The sequence below is a fragment of the Williamsia muralis genome (assembly GCF_002735905.1).
GTDB lineage: Bacteria > Actinomycetota > Actinomycetes > Mycobacteriales > Mycobacteriaceae > Williamsia > Williamsia muralis_A.
In genome coordinates, this window is sequence record NZ_PEBD01000005.1 from 201,681 (window position 1) to 218,288 (window position 16,608).

General features: G+C 62.9%; 17 protein-coding genes. All 17 read left to right on the plus strand.

The features are described from left to right. The first annotated feature begins 148 nt into the window (after positions 1–148). The 17 genes from CSW57_RS07760 (at position 149) to CSW57_RS07840 (ending at position 16,577) form a co-directional block, all read left to right on the plus strand. Entirely contained in the window at positions 149–1,330 is a 1,182-nt protein-coding gene (locus tag CSW57_RS07760; RefSeq protein ID WP_099382256.1) for an acyl-CoA dehydrogenase family protein, read from the plus strand. Positions 1,331–1,353: 23 nt separating this feature from the next. Then, on the plus strand, positions 1,354–1,884 hold the full coding sequence (locus CSW57_RS07765) for a YiiD C-terminal domain-containing protein (protein WP_062798237.1): 531 nt from the start codon (positions 1,354–1,356) through the stop codon (positions 1,882–1,884). After that, entirely contained in the window at positions 1,884–2,795 is a 912-nt protein-coding gene (locus CSW57_RS07770) for an alpha/beta hydrolase family protein (RefSeq protein ID WP_099382257.1), read from the plus strand. The genes CSW57_RS07765 and CSW57_RS07770 overlap by 1 nt, the downstream gene beginning before the upstream one ends. Then, on the plus strand, positions 2,792–3,958 hold the full coding sequence (locus CSW57_RS07775; RefSeq protein WP_099382258.1) for an ABC transporter ATP-binding protein: 1,167 nt from the start codon (positions 2,792–2,794) through the stop codon (positions 3,956–3,958). Before CSW57_RS07770 ends, CSW57_RS07775 begins: the two co-directional genes overlap by 4 nt. Before the next feature lie 10 nt (positions 3,959–3,968). Further along, the gene (locus CSW57_RS07780; RefSeq protein WP_099382259.1) at positions 3,969–5,330 is read left to right on the plus strand and encodes an ABC transporter substrate-binding protein; all 1,362 of its coding nucleotides are present in this window, start codon (positions 3,969–3,971) and stop codon (positions 5,328–5,330) included. Beyond that, entirely contained in the window at positions 5,327–6,190 is an 864-nt protein-coding gene (locus tag CSW57_RS07785; RefSeq protein WP_062798230.1) for a metallophosphoesterase, read from the plus strand. The genes CSW57_RS07780 and CSW57_RS07785 overlap by 4 nt, the downstream gene beginning before the upstream one ends. A gap of 6 nt (positions 6,191–6,196) precedes the next feature. After that, positions 6,197–7,150 carry a carbohydrate ABC transporter permease gene (locus tag CSW57_RS07790; protein WP_084248259.1) on the plus strand — a complete coding sequence of 318 codons (954 nt, stop codon included), beginning with the start codon at positions 6,197–6,199 and terminating at the stop codon, positions 7,148–7,150. 142 nt (positions 7,151–7,292) lie between these two features. Next, a complete protein-coding gene (locus CSW57_RS07795) occupies positions 7,293–8,039 on the plus strand; it encodes a carbohydrate ABC transporter permease (RefSeq protein WP_223249136.1) in 747 nt (248 codons plus the stop codon). A 93-nt stretch (positions 8,040–8,132) separates the two neighbouring features. Beyond that, positions 8,133–9,560: a pyridoxal phosphate-dependent decarboxylase family protein gene (locus tag CSW57_RS07800; protein ID WP_099382261.1), complete on the plus strand. Its 1,428-nt coding sequence runs from the start codon at positions 8,133–8,135 to the stop codon at positions 9,558–9,560. Continuing rightward, positions 9,557–10,171 (plus strand): GNAT family N-acetyltransferase, encoded by a 615-nt coding sequence (locus CSW57_RS07805; protein ID WP_099382262.1) that lies wholly within the window; start codon positions 9,557–9,559, stop codon positions 10,169–10,171. Before CSW57_RS07800 ends, CSW57_RS07805 begins: the two co-directional genes overlap by 4 nt. An 11-nt stretch (positions 10,172–10,182) precedes the next feature. After that, positions 10,183–11,160, plus strand: coding sequence for an acyl-CoA desaturase (locus CSW57_RS07810; RefSeq protein WP_099382263.1), 978 nt, complete (start codon positions 10,183–10,185; stop codon positions 11,158–11,160). Then, positions 11,157–11,423 carry an acyl carrier protein gene (locus CSW57_RS07815; RefSeq protein ID WP_099382264.1) on the plus strand — a complete coding sequence of 89 codons (267 nt, stop codon included), beginning with the start codon at positions 11,157–11,159 and terminating at the stop codon, positions 11,421–11,423. Before CSW57_RS07810 ends, CSW57_RS07815 begins: the two co-directional genes overlap by 4 nt. Then, entirely contained in the window at positions 11,420–12,325 is a 906-nt protein-coding gene (locus CSW57_RS07820) for a class I SAM-dependent methyltransferase (protein WP_223249115.1), read from the plus strand. Before CSW57_RS07815 ends, CSW57_RS07820 begins: the two co-directional genes overlap by 4 nt. Continuing rightward, positions 12,322–13,614 carry a cytochrome P450 gene (locus CSW57_RS07825; RefSeq protein ID WP_099382265.1) on the plus strand — a complete coding sequence of 431 codons (1,293 nt, stop codon included), beginning with the start codon at positions 12,322–12,324 and terminating at the stop codon, positions 13,612–13,614. The genes CSW57_RS07820 and CSW57_RS07825 overlap by 4 nt, the downstream gene beginning before the upstream one ends. Beyond that, on the plus strand, positions 13,611–14,351 hold the full coding sequence (locus CSW57_RS07830; RefSeq protein ID WP_099382266.1) for a thioesterase II family protein: 741 nt from the start codon (positions 13,611–13,613) through the stop codon (positions 14,349–14,351). Before CSW57_RS07825 ends, CSW57_RS07830 begins: the two co-directional genes overlap by 4 nt. Further along, positions 14,348–16,159 (plus strand): fatty acyl-AMP ligase, encoded by a 1,812-nt coding sequence (locus tag CSW57_RS07835; RefSeq protein WP_223249116.1) that lies wholly within the window; start codon positions 14,348–14,350, stop codon positions 16,157–16,159. Before CSW57_RS07830 ends, CSW57_RS07835 begins: the two co-directional genes overlap by 4 nt. After that, the gene (locus CSW57_RS07840) at positions 16,140–16,577 is read left to right on the plus strand and encodes a PaaI family thioesterase (RefSeq protein WP_099382268.1); all 438 of its coding nucleotides are present in this window, start codon (positions 16,140–16,142) and stop codon (positions 16,575–16,577) included. Before CSW57_RS07835 ends, CSW57_RS07840 begins: the two co-directional genes overlap by 20 nt. The last annotated feature ends 31 nt before the right edge of the window (positions 16,578–16,608 follow it).

Consider the following 16,608-nt stretch of genomic DNA (forward strand, 5'->3'; position numbering starts at 1 on the left):
CGCGCCTCTCACTCGCGCAATCGACGCTCCCTATCGCCATCGCTCCGGCTCGTCTGCTCGGAGAAACTGACTCCAGACCGCCTCGGTACGAGGCAGCCACGAGCGGGTCCTGACAGTTCTGGCCCGTTCCGAAGGACGGAGTGCTTCGATGACCGCCACCACGACGCCACCACAGGCACCAGCGTCACTGAAGGCGCGGATGCAGACGTTCATCACGGACGAAGTGATCCCGGTCGAGATCGACGTCATCCGCAACAACCTGCGGGTAACCGACGACATGCGTCTCGACCTCCAGGAAAAAGCGCGAGCTGCAGGAGTTTTCGGCCCGCTGTCCTCGCGTGAACATGGTGGGTTGGATCTGAGTTTGACTGAACTGATCGACGTGATGGAGGTGGCGGGCACCAGCCTCCTCGGTCCGATCTCGGTGAACTGCTCGGCACCGGACGACGGCAACATCCATCTCTTGGAGCACGCCGGAACACCGGAGCAGAAGGAGCGGTACCTCGCTCCCCTGGCGTCCGGCACGGTTCGATCTTCGATTGCGATGACAGAACCTGCGCCCGGCGCGGGCTCTGATCCGTCGATGCTCATGACTTCTGCGCTACAGACACCGACCGGATGGATCATCAACGGAGACAAACACTTCACCACCGGAGCCGATGGTGCGGCGTTTTTCATCTGTATTGCCGACACTGCGCACGGCGCCACGATGTTCATCGTCGATGCCGACAACCCCGGTGTCGAGGTCGTGGAACGGATGACCACGCTCGACCGATGTGTACCCGGCGGACACTGCATTGTTCGGTTCGCCGACTGCGAGGTCGGTGATGATGCGCGCCTCGGTGAGGTCGGCAGCGCGATGGTCTACGCGCAGGCCCGACTTGCTCCCTCCCGTGTCATCTTCTGCGTCAATTGGCTGGGCGTCGCGATCCGTGCCCATCACCTGGCCTGCCGGCATGTGACCACAAGGACCTCATTCGGATCACCGATTGCGGAGAGCGGCTTTGCACAGGCAATGATCGCGGACACCGAAATCGACATTGCGGCGAGCCAGGGGCTGATCCGGCGGGCGGCGGAAGTGATCGATGCTCAAGGGCCCGCTGCCTCTGACGCACGCCATGACGCGTCGGTGGCCAAAGCGTTTGTGGCAGAAGCGGTGTGGCGGATCCTCGATCGTGCTGTCCAGCTCCACGGCGGGCTCGGCGTCTGCGAGGACCATCTCGTGGCCAGGTTTCTGGTGGAGGCCAGGGCATTTCGGATCTACGAGGGGCCGACGGAGGTGCTGCGCTGGTCGATTGCCCGGCGTGCACTACGCCGGCTACCCAACTGACCAACATCAACTCCAGGAGAATCATGTCAACCAGCACCACAGTTCCTGTCGGCAGCTTCGGCGCGGCTTTCGGCAACATCGACTACGCCGATCCCGACTTCGAAGCGCTCCGATCACGCTCTGACGAGATCGTGCCCTTCGGCAAGCATGTGGGCACCACGATCACCGTACTGACCCCAGAACACGCCATAGTCGAAATAGGTGGCGAGGCATCGGGTCTGAACCACATGGGTACCGTGCATGCGGGCGCGATCTACACGGCGGCGGATATCGCAGGCGCGGCCGCATTTGTCGGCGCCGCCGCGACCAAACTGAACACAATCGAACGTCTCGTGCTCAAGTCCGCCACGGCGTCGTACCGCAAGCCTGCGATGGGTGTCCTGCGAACCGTCGCGACGGTCGACGAGCGCGAACTCAGGGTCATCACGTCGTCGGTCAGCACCGGCCGTCACGAGATCTCGGCCAAAGCGGTGGTCTTGAACGCCGACGACGTCACCGTTGCGAAGTTCACGTTCGAGTACGTGTGCGATGTGGTGCACGGAGAGGTCGTCTGATGACGCAGACAACCGGGCGTCCGGACGCGTTCAAACAGCAAGAGTCGATCGTCGTCGAGTCGGCACCGGGCATCACGATCACCGTGCGTGTCTGGCCCACGACCGACGCCCAGGCACCCGTTGTCCTGATCCTCCCCGCGATGGCGATGAAGGCCAAGCACTATGCGCCCTTGATCAAAGCACTCAACAAATCTGGCGTGCAGGTGGCCACCTGTGACCTCCGTGCGCAAGGTGAAGCGCGGCCGGCACTCGCGGACTGTCCCGACTTCGGTTACCGAGAGATGCTCGAAGAAGATCTCCCCGCGATCATCGACGCTGTCTGTCAACGATTTGAGGCGACCCGGATAGACCTCTTCGGACACAGCCTCGGTGGCCAGCTGGCTCTGCTGCGAACCGCTGCACAAGGCACGCAGGGCGCGGTCGCCTCTGTCACGATCATCGGGACCGGCACCGTCTTCTGGCGCGCATTCGGGCCTCGACGCTGGATCGAGGCGCTGTCGACCATCCAGTGGATCGGGCTGGTGGCTCGAGTCAAGGGATCCTGGCCGGGCGGGATCCTGATACCTGGTCCGATGGCCGGCGGAGTGATGATCGACTGGTCGCGGCATTCGTTGACCGCCCGTTACAGGCCGAAGGGCACCAAGCTGAACTATGACGAGCTCATCAGCAAGCTCGACCTCCCGGTACTGGCCATCTCGCTGGACGACGACACCCTCGGGCCGAAATCGAACGTCGACTTCCTGGTGCGGAAGCTGTCTTCTGCCAAAGTAACTCGCTGGCACATCGAAGGCGACTCTTCAATCACCCATCGCGGTCACGTCGATTGGCTGGCCGATTCGCGACTGCTGGCGCCCGTGGTGCGACAGTGGATCGAGACCGGCGAGCTCGCCACACCCGGGCCCGTCGAATGAGCGAACTGTTACTCGATGGGGTGACCAAGCGATTCGACGGGACGACGGTACTCGAGTCGATTGATCTGACCGTACCGAGCGGCGAGTTCATGGTGCTCCTGGGACCGAGCGGATGCGGCAAATCGACTCTGCTGCGCATCATCGCCGGTCTGGAGACACCGACCGAGGGAAGCGTGGTGATCGATGGCACCGATGTCACGGAAGTACCACCCCGAGAGCGCAATCTGGCGATGGTGTTCCAGAGTTACGCGCTGTACCCACATCTGACGGTGGCAAAGAACATTGCTTTCCCCTTGCGTACCGCGAAAGTGGCCAAGCAAGAGGCAAGAAAGACGGTCGAACGTGTGGCCGCATCGCTGGGCCTGTCGGAACTACTCGACCGGCGACCGGGACAGTTGTCGGGCGGTCAGCGGCAGCGTGTCGCACTGGCGCGGGCCATGGTTCGCGATCCCGGCGCGTTCCTGATGGATGAACCACTGTCGAATCTGGACGCACGACTGCGTGCGGTCACCCGTACCGAGCTGATCGAACTGCACAAGCGCGTAAACAAGACCTTCCTGTACGTCACCCATGACCAGGTCGAGGCGATGACGATGGCTGACCGAATTGCGCTGCTGAACAAGGGGCGCGTCGAGCAGGTCGGTACTCCGGAGGAGCTGTACGACACCCCCCAGTCGGTGTTCGTCGCGGCCTTCCTCGGCGCCCCACCGATGAACCTCATAGACGTCGACATCGTGGTCCAAGCCGGTCGACTGGTCGCACATGTCGGGAACTCGGTTGTACCCCTCGGCATCGAGGCCACGCCGGCGGAGGTGAACACCGCTCGCTTGACCCTCGGTGTCCGGCCCGAGCGTCTCCGACTGGACGACCGCTTCGAGGAACGCGTCCAGGACCCCACCAGCAACGTGGTGCGACTTCCTGCCGTGGTGACGCTCACCGAAAACCTCGGTGGCGATGTCCTGCTGCACTGCTCGGTCAACTCGGTCGCGTTGTGCGCCCGGGTGTCCCGGGTCGGCGGTGTCCGCGACATCACCATCGGATCGGAGATCACTCTCGTCGCGGACAGCTCCGATCTTCATCTCTTCGATCCCGAAAACGGCCGGCGGCTGCAGTGGCAGCACCCGGCGGCACGACCCGTCCATCCTCAACTCTCTTTTACGTAGGAGCACTGCCGTGAAGGCCAGACTCAAGATCGCCGTGCCGTTGATCGCGTCACTGTTGACGCTCACCGGTTGTTTGTCGAGTACCTCGGACGAAACAGAAACCTCAGCCATTCCCGAATTGGCGGACGACCAGAAGGTCTCGATCGTCTTCGAGAGCTACAACTACGGACTGGCGGGTGCGTGGACGGACACGTTCAACAGCTTGCTCGCAGACTTCTCCAAAGAGCATCCGAACATCACCGTCACCCCGCAGAAGCCGGCTGGAAACAGTCCCAACCCGGCCACCGACACCATTTCCAGCATCCGCAATCAGATGACCGCCGGCAATCCCCCTGACGTTGCACAGCTGGGATTCTCCGATCTCGACTTCACGGTGAATCAACTCCAGGCAAAGTCGCTGGATCAATTGGTCGGCGAAGACGCAGTGGACAAGAACTTCGAGGGCACCACGCACCCGTTCGCTCCGACTGCCCGGACCTTGAGCGACTGGGACGGTCAGACATACGGCGTTCCGTTCGTCTTCTCGACGCCGGTGTTCTACTACAACGCAACACTTTTCCAGCAAGCCGGCCTGGACCCGAACAACCCGCCGCGTACCTGGGACGAAGTTGCGGTCGCTGCCAAGACCATTGCGGACAAGACGGGCAAGGGCGGCGCCTACATCGACTGCCTGACCAAGACCGCCAAGGACTGGTGCTTCCAGAGCCTGGTGCGCTCGAATGGTGGCCGGGTGATCTCCGAGAACCGGGACACGCTGACGTTTGCCGATCCGGCGGCGGTCGAGGTGGTCAGCATGGCACAGCAGATGGTCAACTCGGGAGCCACTCCGAAGCTGACACAAAAGCAGGGCTATGAAGCATTCGCTCGCGGCGAGATGGGAATGCTGCTGGAGACGAGCGCCATTCAGGATCAGTTCGTCAAGGGCGCCCAAGACAAATGGGACTTGCGATCCACGACGATGCCGAGCTTCGGCGACAAGCCCGTCGTGCCGACCAACTCCGGTGCCTCGCTGTTCATCTTCTCGCAGGACCCCGCCAAACAGCGTGCTTCGTGGGAGCTGATCAAGTTCCTCACCAGCGAACAGGCCTACGTCAAGATCTCCAGTGGCATCGGCTATCTCCCGCTGCGCACCGGTTTGATGGACGACCCGGCCGGACTGCAGGAGTGGGCGGCCCAGAACCCGCTCCTCGAGCCGAACCTGGAGCAGCTGAAGTCGATGGAACCGTGGATCTCGATGCCCGGCAATGAATATCTGCAGATTCGCGACGGGATGATGTCTGCCGTGGAGTCCGCGGTATTCCAGGGTGCCGATCCGGCGACTGCCTTGACGGCCGCGCAGGAGCAGGCGAACACGCTTCTGCCGGTGTCATGACCGGGCCCGACCACACCGTCATCCAGCTCACCGACACGCATTTGAGCGGCGGCGGCGATCTGATGCACGGGATGATGGACACAACTCGGAATCTGCGTAAGGTTCTCGACCACCTGGACGCGTGGGAAGGGTCGGTGGACGCAATCATCGTGTCCGGCGATCTCGCCGACGCAGGGTCCCCCGAGGCTTACCGAACGCTGCGAACGATGTTGGAGCCCACCGCGGCGAGGCTCGGCGCAACGCTCTGTTACGCGATGGGAAATCACGATGACCGCGCCGGGTTCCGCATCGGCCTGGACCTGAGTCGCAATGGGTCGACCGACCTCGGCGCGCCGTACGATGCGGTCCATCACATCGGTGGACTGCGCATTGTGGTACTCGACAGCACCACGCCGGGGCGTCATGACGGCAGTCTCGAGGATGTCCAGCTGGACTGGCTGGCAAAGGTATTAGAGGACAGGGCTCCGCGCGGAACGCTGCTGGTGATGCACCATCCACCGGTTCGGTCGCCGGTCGCCACGGTCGACTTTCTCCGGCTGACGGATCCGAGCGCGCTCGAGTCGGTCATCGCCGGCTCCGATGTGCGAATGATCCTCTGCGGCCACGCGCACTACACGGGCGCCTCAGCGATATCGGGCATCCCGGTCTGGATCGGGCCGCCGCTGTCGTACCGCACCGATCCGGTACCGCCGCAGGGACGGCACCGGGCGGGTGTCGGTTTCGGGTTCAGCCGGATCGATCTGTTCGGTGAATCTGCGGTTGCCACATCCGTCGACGTCGTCGGCGTGGAGGATGTGTACAGCGAACCGCAGTCGGTGGCCCTCGAACGACTGTGGTCGCTCACCCCGAACGCGAACTGATCCACGATGTTCGTTCCGGTCGAGACACCGACGCCCGTACACAGTTCGACAACCACCCCGGTACCGCCTGTGCGGTCCCGGCGGTGGTCGCGGCTCACGCGGGGCGTCGTGCCCTATCTGTACCTCACCCCGGCGTTGATCCTCTTGGTGGTGTGGACCTACCGTCCGCTTGTCCAAGCGGTGCAGTTGTCCACCGTGTCATGGAACCTTCTTCCGGCAAGTCCCATGAAGTCGGTGGGCACCGACAACTACGAGCAGTTGTTCGAACTGCCGGCACTCGGTGATGCTGTGTGGCTGACGGTTGTACTCATCATCGGTCTGCTGCCGTTCACCGTGGTGGTTCCGGTGGTGATCGGATTCGCGATGCGGGGTGTCTCGGTACGAAGCTCGCGGATCTACCAGGGGTTCATCTTCGCGCCCTTCCTGGTGGCGCCGGTAGCAGGGGCAGCGGTGTGGCGTTGGTTGCTCGATCCCAGTGGCGGAATCGTCAACAGGGTCTTGGGAACCGACCACAACTGGATCTACGACAAGAACACGGCGCAACTGGCGATCATCGTCATCACCGGATGGCACCTGATCGGATTCGCGGTGCTGGCAGTGGCCGCCGGTCTCGCCGGCATCAGCTCGGACTACGACGAGGCCGCACAGCTCGACGGAGCGACCCGGCTCCAGATCGGCCGGCGGATCACCCTGCCACTGCTGTCGCCGACTCTCGTGTTCCTCACTCTCATGACCATCCTGCTCAGCGCCCAGTGGAGTTTCCCGCTGATCGACACCCTGACCCAGGGTGGGCCGGCCGGTGCGACCACAAACATCTATTACCTCCTCTGGGACTACGGATTCCACTCATTCAATGCCGGCCTGAGCGCGGCGGCAGGCATCGTCCTGTTCCTCGGATTCGGCGTTGTCGCCGGCTTCTTGGTCTGGCTGTCGGAACGGATCACCTTCCATGACAACTGACAGCATGTTGAAGGCAGAGGACACGGCGGAGCCTGTCCGTCCTCCCCTGCCGACATTGTCCGCCTCGACCGCGGGCGCGGGACGTGGTGTGCTCGCGCGCATCTGGGGACACCTCACACTGGCGGTCATCGCACTCGCGTGTATGTTCCCGATCTACTGGCTGGTCGCGACGTCGCTCCGACGGCCCGGCGACGTCAGCTCTTTGACGCCACTGCCGTGGCCGCTGTCGGTCGAGAACTATTTCGACGCCGCCGACAAAGTCGATGTGACGAGGTTGATGCTCAACACTTTTGGTGTTGCGCTTGCATCTACCTGCGGCCAGCTTCTCATCGCGATCCTCGCGTCGTACGCGTTTGCGGTCTACCGGTTCAAGTTCCAGGGCCTGCTGTACCTGGCGTTCGTCGGCACGTGGTTGGTGCCTTACCAGGTCACCATGCTGCCGAATTACGTTGTGCTGAACCAGTTGGGGCTGCTCAACACACTGTCCGGGGTGGTTGTCCCAACTCTCAGTTCAGCGCTCGCCGTCCTGATGATGCGCACGCACATGTCCGGGTTCCCGAAGGAACTGATCGAAGCGGCACGGATGGACGGACGGTCCTCGTGGTCGATCCTGTGGACAGTCGTGGTTCCGAATCTGCGCCCGGCGTTGGCGGCGCTGGCCATCTTGTTGTTCATCAACTCCTGGAACGAGTACTTCTGGCCCGCAGTGGTACTCCAATCCAGCAACGACGTCTTGCAACTCGGCCTGCGGAGTTTCATGGGCACCGAAGGCGATCAGTGGGGGCCGATGATGGCTCTGGCCGGTCTGGCCTGCCTGCCGATCTTCGTTCTCTATGTCATCCTGCAGCGCCACATCGTCAACGCCTTCGTGCGAAGCGGTCTCAAGTGAATCAGCTCCGGCGATAGCACTGCCCGATCGGTCCATGACAAAGAGCCCCGTCACCCCCTGCCGCGGCGGGCCCGCAGAAGACTGGAACGCGAGATGAGGACACTACAGAGCGCTTCTGCCACCGACATCGACAACTTGCTGCGCGCAGTGTGCGACTACAGCATCAACTATCTGGCCGACGACAACTCCGAGCGTGTGACGGCCCGCGCCGAGCTAGAGGCCTCCTTCGCCGGGCCACTACCGGACCACGGTCTGGACCCGTGGTCCGTGCTCGGCGAGCTGTTCACCAAGGGTGAACCCGGGCTGCTGCATTCAGGTGCTCCGACATTTCTCGGCTTTGTCATGGGAGGCGCATACCCGGTGGCCATAGCCACCGAATGGGTCACCTCTGTGTGGGATCAGTGCGGCGCGCTCTACGCAACCAGTCCGACAGCGTCAGTTGTCGAGGAGACGGTGGCGCGGTGGCTGGTCGACATGTTCGGCCTACCGGAGGGCACATCGACCGGTATCACCTCCGGTTGCGCCATGGCCAACCTCAGCGGCTTGGCCGCCGCCCGCCACGCCGTGCTGGCCAGGGCCGGGTGGGATGTGGAGCGCCACGGTCTGTTCGGCGCTCCGGTGCCCCGGGTGCTGGTCAGCCGCGGCTGCCACACGACCGTCTATCGGGCGCTTCGGCTTCTCGGCATGGCCGGGCAGATTCACCCCGTGGATGTGGACGATCAGGGCCGGATGTCGATTCCGGCACTGGAAGCGACTCTCGCGAACACAACCGGGCCCTTGATCGTCTGCGGTCAGGTGGGGAACGTCGACTCCGGATCGGTCGACCGGTTGGACACCATCACCGAACTCGCGCATGCACGGGACGGATGGGTGCATCTCGATGCCGCCTTCGGAATGTGGGCGGCCGCGAGTGCTACTGCGCGACAACATGTCGAGGGTTTGGCGTCGGCCGATTCGTGGGCCACAGACGCTCACAAGTGGCTCAACGTGCCCTACGACTGCGGTTTGGTCTTCTGCGCCGATCCCGAGGCCCATCGCGCCGCGCTGCGCACGACTGCCGACTATCTCACCGTCGCACCCGATGGTGCCCGTGATCCCGCCGACTACACACCTGATCTGTCTCGCCGTGCCCGTGGATTGGTGTTGTGGTCCACGTTGCGGCACCTCGGAACACGTGGTGTTGCCGAGTTGATCGATCGATGCTGTTCGCTGGCAAGACGATTGGCCGATCAGTTGGTACTCGTCGATGGGATCTCGATAGTCAACGACGTGGTACTGAATCAGGTGCTGGTCGTATTCGACACCGACGACCCTCATGATCCCTCGATTCGTCTCGACCACATCGTCGAAGCCCTGCAACGCGGTGGCACGGGCTGGGCAAGTCCCACCGTCTGGCGTGGCACCCCCACGTTGCGGCTGTCGGTGTGCAACTGGCAGACCACTGTCGAGGACATAGACGCCTGCGCAGCGGCAATCATCACGGCATACACCGACACCACCGAAAGGCCTCTGGTTCCATGACCATTGCTCAACCTTCATCAACTGATCCCATAGTCACCTCGGACCCCGACCTCGAGGCAGTCGTCGCCACGCTGTCGTGCGCCTTCGCCGACGACCCGGTCATCAAATGGGCCATCCCGGAGGATGTCCCGGAGCGGGCGCGTTACCTCGATGCGTTCTTCGACATCACCACACGGCAGCTGCTCGACAACGGGGGTGCCGTCGCGGCGACGGCGTCCTACGATGGCGTGCTCGTCTGGTCGGGGACAGAGGCATCGAGCGAAGAAGACGACATCGCGGTCCTGGCCGAGTTGGAACAGGCATGTGGACCGTGCGGTCCCAGGGTCAGCACGCTCATGGAGACTCTCGATGCGCACCACCCCACTGATCTGCCGCTGCACGTTCACGCGCTGTACGCAGCGATCCGACCGGAAACCCGCGGTACCGGAGCGCGCGAGATGTTGATCGGCGCCTTCCGTGAACTCCGTGTCACGCACGGTTTCGGGGTGTACGCCGAGGCTTCGTCGCTGCGCAGTCTCCGACTGTGGGAACGTCTCGGATCGAAGCGAATCGGCGGCGAGATCACACTTCCCGGCGGTCCCAGCCTGTATCCCATCTTTCGGTCCGCGTAGGCAGGGAACAGATGACCGACAGTCCCCGCGCACCGCAGGCCCCGCGAACCAAGACGGTGAGCAATGCGTATCTGCACCGGCTGCAACGTCGGCACTTTCTGCTGTTCGACATCCTCCCGATCGTCGGAACCCTAGCGGCGCTGGCGTTCCTCTTCGTACACCCCCTCGGACTCACCGAGCTCGTCTTGTTCTTCTCGCTCTGGTTGCTGACGGGCCTGGGAATCACCGTTGGTTACCACCGGCTCTTCACTCATCGCACCTTCAAGGCGAAGCAGTCGGTGATCACCGCGCTGGTGATCCTCGGATCCATGGCGGGTCAAGGAGGAGTGGTCTCGTGGGTCGCCCTGCATCGCCGACACCACGAATGCAGTGACCGGGACGGAGACCCCCACTCCCCCAACCTTTATGGTTCCGACGTCAAGGGACGTCTCCGAGGTCTGATGCACTCACACTTCCTGTGGATGCGCCGACACGAATATCCGAACGTCGTCCACTACGCACCGGACCTCATCAAGAATCGTGCCCTTGTCCGCGTCGCGCGCCAGTACTACTACTGGGTTGCCTTGGGTCTCATCTTGCCCGCCGTGATCGGCGGTGTGGTGTACCAGAGCTGGACCGGGGTGATCAGTGGGCTCCTGTGGGGTGGGTTGGTCCGGATGTTCGTCCTCGAGCACATCGTCTGGGCCATCAACTCCTTCCTGCACATGTTCGGTACGCGGCCCTACGCGTCGAAGGAGAACAGCCGCAACGGCGGAGTGTTCGCCCTTGTGACGCTGGGCGAATCCTGGCACAACAACCACCATGCTTTCCCCGAGTCGGCTTCGTTCGGATTGGACTGGTACCGGCTGGACCCGGGTTACTGGCTCATCAGGTTGCTGGCAGCGTGCGGACTCGTCTGGGATGTCGGCCTACCGTCCGACGAACGTAAGGCAGCAAAACGCATCCCCGACAACACCTGTGACACCTCGACGAGTGGAGTGCCGGCATGAGTGACAAGAGTTCGAACACTCGCAGCGACGAGATTGTCAGTTGGTGCCAGGACTACGTCGGCAACATCTTGGGAGTGCCGGGTGACAGAGTGAATCCCGACGCGACCTTCGACCGGCTTGGCATCGACTCGGCCCTGGCGGTGTCTCTACTCATCGACGTCGAAGGACATTTCGGGGTCGAGGTTCCGCCAGAGGCCCTGTTCGACAATCCGACACTCCGGGCAGTGGCCGGATACGTCCACGAGAGGTCCGTGCGACTGTGATCGCCCGGGTCGACGAGATCGCCGGAGAGGAGCGGAAGTCCGCCGCCACGCGCGCCATTCGTCATCACTACGACGTCGGCAACGATTTCTACGGGCTCTGGCTGGATTCGTCGCTGTCGTACTCGTGCGCCATGCCCACTGCCGCCACGGACACACTCGATGTCGCGCAGCAACGCAAACTCCGATTCCACCTCGAGGCGGTGCGGGCCGACACTGCGCGTTCGATCCTCGATGTGGGATGCGGATGGGGCGCGATACTCGAGCAGGCGTCGGTGGAGTACGGCGTGACGCGTGCGGTGGGCCTGACGTTGAGTGCGACGCAGAATCAACACATTCGGGAGCTCGCCCTACGCGGCGTGGAAGTGCGCACCACGAACTGGATGGACTTCGCGCCCGATGATCGTTTCGACGGAATCATCTCCATCGGTGCTTTCGAGCATTTCGCCCGGCCAGACGATACCCCGACGGAGAAGATCGGGATATACCGCGAGTTCTTCTCCCGGTGCCGCACCTGGCTCAACACAGACGGGACGTTGTCGCTGCAGACCATCGCATACGCGAACATGTCCCGGAGCGATGCCAATTCGTTCATGCAACAGGAGATCTTTCCCGACGCCGACCTTCCGACGTTGACTGAGATAGTCAGCGCCGCCGACGGATTGTTCGAGGTGCAGTCGGTTGCCAACGGCCGACTCGACTACGCCTGGACCTGCGAACAGTGGGCTCAGCGGCTTCGCGCCCGTCGCCAGGAAGCCAACGCCCTCGTCGGTGAGGACGTGGTTGCTCGGTACGAGCGGTACCTGAGGATGTCCGCAATCGGCTTCCGGATGAACAAGATATGTCTCCTGCGCCTAGTTCTACGGCCTTATGCCGACGGCCACTTCGGCGGGGTGTCGAGATGACCGGCACCACATCATCGGTAGCCGGCGGAGGTCCGACCTCCGTCACTCCCCCCGGCGCCGTTCGGGCCGTACCACGGTTCAACCCGTTCAGCGCCGCGTTTCGCGACGATCCATATCGTCAGTACCGCACCCTTCAACAGCAAGCGGCACCGCACAGGACCCTGGGTATGTGGGTGCTGACCCGACATGCAGATGTCGAATCGGTGTTGATGGACCGGACGTTCAGCTCAGCGGTGATACCACAATTGGTGAATCGGCAAGCAGATCGTCTGTCGCAGAGCAACCTTGCGCGGATCGAGCGGCTGGGCGAGAAGTCGCTGGTGTTCACCGACAATCCGGACCACGCGCGGTTACGCGGCCTGATCAATCAGGCGTTCAGCAGTAAAGCTGTCGCCTCGCTACGGCCGCGAATTGTCGATGTCGCGCAGAAGTTGTTCGAGCAGACGCGGCACGACGGCATGGACATCATCGGTGACTATGCCGCACCTTTGCCCGTGACCGTGATGTGTGACTGGATGGACGTTCCGGAGAGCATTCGTGCACAGGTCGGGCCGTGGACTCGGGATATCCGGTTCCTGCTGGAACCAGGCCTGATGAGTGTCGCGGTCTTCAGTCGCGTATGCGACGTGGTGGAGGAGTTCACCACTGCGTTCGACGACCTGGTGGCTCACCGCAAAGCGCACCCCGGCACGGACCTGATCAGCAATCTACTGGCAGCGAAGACCTCAGGGGGCGACGCCTTCGCATCCGAGGAGATCGTCGTCCTGTGCATCATGTGTTTTGTCGCCGGCAACGAGACCACCAAGTCGCTGATCGGGAACGCTGTGCTGGCCCTGTTGCAGCATCCCGAGCAACGAAACCTGCTGACGTCGGACCGGTCCCTGGCAACCGCTGCGGTGGCAGAGACCCTCCGCTTTCAGAGCCCGCTACAGATGACCAAACGAGTCGCCACCCGCGGAGTCGAGATCAGCGGGAGCGCGGTGGAAGCCGGCGACCAGATACTGCTCTGTATCGGGGCTGCGAACAGAGACCCCGCTGTGTTCGAGAAACCAGATGAGTTCGACTTGAGCCGCACCGGTCAGCGGCACCTCGCGTTCGGTCACGGCATGCACGGCTGTCTCGGCGGCCTCCTCGCGCGGCTACAGGCGGAGGTTGCGATCGGCGTTCTCTTCGGCGATTCCGGACGGCGCCTGGAACTGGTGACCGAGCACGTCGACTGGCAGACAGACAGTTTAATCGTCCGCGGGCTCTCCCAGCTCCCGGTTCGACTGATCGATGAGGCGGCATGACCACGTCCGTGCTGTTGAGGGGCGCCGACGACTCCCCTGTCCATTTGGTATGCGTCCCGCACGCCGGCGGTGGCGCGGCGTCCTTCAATCGATGGCTCGGCCTGTTCCCCACCACCATCGCAGTGGTGCGAACCCAACTCCCTGGCCGAGAGGATCGAGCGTCCGAGCCGCACTTTCGCCGGGTCGGCGAGGCGGTCAGTGCATTGGTCTCCGACATCTGTCTTCTCGACTCACGGGTTGCGCTGTACGGCCACAGCATGGGGGCACTGGTGGCGTTCGAACTGGCGCACGAGCTGTGTGCTGCCGGTGCCGCACCTGTCCACCTGTTTGTGTCGGGACGTCGTGCACCCCATCGTTCGCCGAGTAGGACCCCGATACACGACGCCTCAGAACCGGACTTGATCACAGCGCTGCGCACGATGGGGGGCATGGGTGATATCGAGGCAACGAGCCCCGAGTTCCGCCAGTACGTGCTGGCTCTGATCAGAGCCGACCTGGAACTGTCGGAGAAGTACACGTTCGGGCGCACAACAACACTGCCGTGTCCGATTACGGCCTTCTACGGGACAGGAGATCCGGTGGTTGACCCCGAGGAAGTTCGAGCTTGGGCAGCACACTCACACAATGCATTTCGATCGCATGAGTTCACAGGGGACCACTTTTTCCACCAGCAGCACCGCGACGCCATCGCTGCCCATATGGTCCGCGCGCTCGACAACGTGGTGCCCGCGAAGTGAATGTAGCGCAACGGTCCCTTACCGAATCGCCGACGTTGCCGCAGCTGCTGCGTGAACGTGCAGACTCTGATCCGGACAGGAAAGCGTATGTCTTCCTAGATGATTCGGGTGTCGAGACGGTGACGCTGACCTACGGGGCACTGTACCGGCAGGCCACGGAGGTGGCGTGGCGACTGCTGTCGTGCTGCCGACCCGGCGATCGCGCGGTTCTGGTGTTCCCTCAGGGTCCGGACTTCATCGTCGCCTACTTCGGGTGCCTGTACGCAGGAGTTGTCGCTGTGCCGGTTGTACCGCCGGGAGCACATGGGCAGCGGACCACCACAGCGAACATCGTGCGGGACTGTGAACCCACGACTATCCTCACCGTGAGCTCGATGCTGGAGCCGGCACAGGCGCTGCCGGCGCTGACTGTGCAGACGATTAGCTGGATCGTCGTCGACCAGATGCCACCTACAGGCACCGACTTCACCGACCAGATGGATGCGGAACTGGAGGCGCGGCACCCCGCGATCGGCGACATCGCCTTTCTGCAGTACACCTCTGGCTCGACCTCGGCCCCCAAAGGGGTGATGGTCACGCACGGCAATCTTGTCGCCAATCAACGGATGATCCAGGCGGCTTTCGGCCATGACAGTCAATCGACCGTGGTGGGGTGGGCGCCCTTCTTTCACGACCAGGGGCTGATCGGCACTGTCCTGCAGCCGCTCTACGTCGGTGCCACCAGCGTCCTGATGTCACCGTCCGCGTTCATCCGGCGGCCCCTGACGTGGCTGTCGGCGATCTCGCGTTACCGCGCGCACACGAGTGGAGGCCCGAACTTTGCCTTCGACCTGTGTGTTGCGCGGGCTACGGACGCCACGGTCGCCGGACTCGACCTGAGCCACTGGAAAGTTGCGTTCAACGGAGCAGAGCCGATCCGCGACGACACCGTGCGACGGTTCGCCGAACGATTCGAACCCGCAGGGTTCACCGAAGCCGCGTTCATGCCTTGCTACGGCCTGGCCGAGGCGACGCTCCTGGTGACGGCCGCGAGAAAAGGCAGGGGCTCTCGCCACATCGTGGTCGATCCCGCGGAGCGCGGTCGTAAACGCCTTGTGCCGGTGGAGAATCACAGTCCCGTGCCATCGTCGCCCACCCTCGTCGGATCGGGAACGGTCCTGCTGCGAGAGGATGTTCGCATCATCGATCCAGATACCCGACGGCCATGCCGCGCCGATCAGATCGGTGAGATCTGGGTGGCCGGAGACCATGTGGCACAAGGTTACTGGCGTCGACCGGACGAGTCGGCGGAAACCTTCGGTGCCCGCATCGACGGCTCGCCCGGATCGAGGTACTTACGCACCGGCGATCTCGGCGCATTCATCGATGATGAACTCTTCGTTGTGGGACGCCTCAAAGACATGGTGATCATCCGCGGGACGAACTACTACCCTCACGACATCGAGCACACAGTACAGTCGGCACATCCGTCGGTCCGGCCTGGTGGTTGCGCTGCGTTCTCCACGCTACGAGACCGTGTGGAGGCCCTGGTGGTGATAGCGGAGATCAGAGGCCAAGACCCACTGCCCGAGTCGCGGTGTCACGACATCTCGTTCGCTATTCGAGGCGCGGTCACGCGCGAACACCAGGTGACCGTCAGCGATGTGCTCTTGGTGACGCCGGGACAACTCCACAAGACCACCAGCGGGAAGATCATGCGAGCCTCAGCTCGACGTCGTTATCTCGCAGGGGATTTCGATCCGCATCGCATCGACTCGGACCCAGTAGTCCCAGAAAAGGACGGTAGACATGGAAGCTCCAAACCCTGATTTCGAACAAGCGGTGAGGGACGTCGTCCTCAGCATGCCCGCGGCCAAACATCTGGGTTTCGATTTCACCCGCATCGAACCCGGGGATGTCGAACTCGTGGCGCCCTACCGCCAGGAGCTGACCCAACACAACGGATTCTTTCAGGGTGGCGTCATCGGCTCACTGGCAGACTTCGCCGGCGGTTCGGCCGCCGGAACCTTGCTTCCACCGGGCTGGATCAACATGACGGTCGATTACACGATCAAGATCTTGGCACCGGCAAAGGGCGACAAGCTGGTGGTTCATGGTCGAGTACTCAAGGCAGGCAGCACCATCACGGTGGCTGCCGCAGACGTGTTCACTTCATCGGCGGTCGGTGACACGTTATGTGCCACCGGGCTGGTGACCATGCGCAACATCCGACTGATGAAAAACTGACGCGAGCGATTCAGCTGTCGACGGCGGCGGG

Excerpts from the sequence above, each read along its gene's own strand:
- CSW57_RS07760 (WP_099382256.1), top strand. The coding sequence starts at position 149 with ATGACCGCCACCACGACGCCACCACAGGCACCAGCGTCACTGAAGGCG.
- CSW57_RS07765 (WP_062798237.1), top strand. The coding sequence starts at position 1,354 with ATGTCAACCAGCACCACAGTTCCTGTCGGCAGCTTCGGCGCGGCTTTC.
- CSW57_RS07770 (WP_099382257.1), top strand. The coding sequence starts at position 1,884 with ATGACGCAGACAACCGGGCGTCCGGACGCGTTCAAACAGCAAGAGTCG.
- CSW57_RS07775 (WP_099382258.1), top strand. The coding sequence starts at position 2,792 with ATGAGCGAACTGTTACTCGATGGGGTGACCAAGCGATTCGACGGGACG.
- CSW57_RS07785 (WP_062798230.1), top strand. The coding sequence starts at position 5,327 with ATGACCGGGCCCGACCACACCGTCATCCAGCTCACCGACACGCATTTG.
- CSW57_RS07790 (WP_084248259.1), top strand. The coding sequence starts at position 6,197 with ATGTTCGTTCCGGTCGAGACACCGACGCCCGTACACAGTTCGACAACC.
- CSW57_RS07795 (WP_223249136.1), top strand. The coding sequence starts at position 7,293 with ATGTTCCCGATCTACTGGCTGGTCGCGACGTCGCTCCGACGGCCCGGC.
- CSW57_RS07800 (WP_099382261.1), top strand. The coding sequence starts at position 8,133 with ATGAGGACACTACAGAGCGCTTCTGCCACCGACATCGACAACTTGCTG.
- CSW57_RS07805 (WP_099382262.1), top strand. The coding sequence starts at position 9,557 with ATGACCATTGCTCAACCTTCATCAACTGATCCCATAGTCACCTCGGAC.
- CSW57_RS07810 (WP_099382263.1), top strand. The coding sequence starts at position 10,183 with ATGACCGACAGTCCCCGCGCACCGCAGGCCCCGCGAACCAAGACGGTG.
- CSW57_RS07815 (WP_099382264.1), top strand. The coding sequence starts at position 11,157 with ATGAGTGACAAGAGTTCGAACACTCGCAGCGACGAGATTGTCAGTTGG.
- CSW57_RS07825 (WP_099382265.1), top strand. The coding sequence starts at position 12,322 with ATGACCGGCACCACATCATCGGTAGCCGGCGGAGGTCCGACCTCCGTC.
- CSW57_RS07830 (WP_099382266.1), top strand. The coding sequence starts at position 13,611 with ATGACCACGTCCGTGCTGTTGAGGGGCGCCGACGACTCCCCTGTCCAT.
- CSW57_RS07840 (WP_099382268.1), top strand. The coding sequence starts at position 16,140 with ATGGAAGCTCCAAACCCTGATTTCGAACAAGCGGTGAGGGACGTCGTC.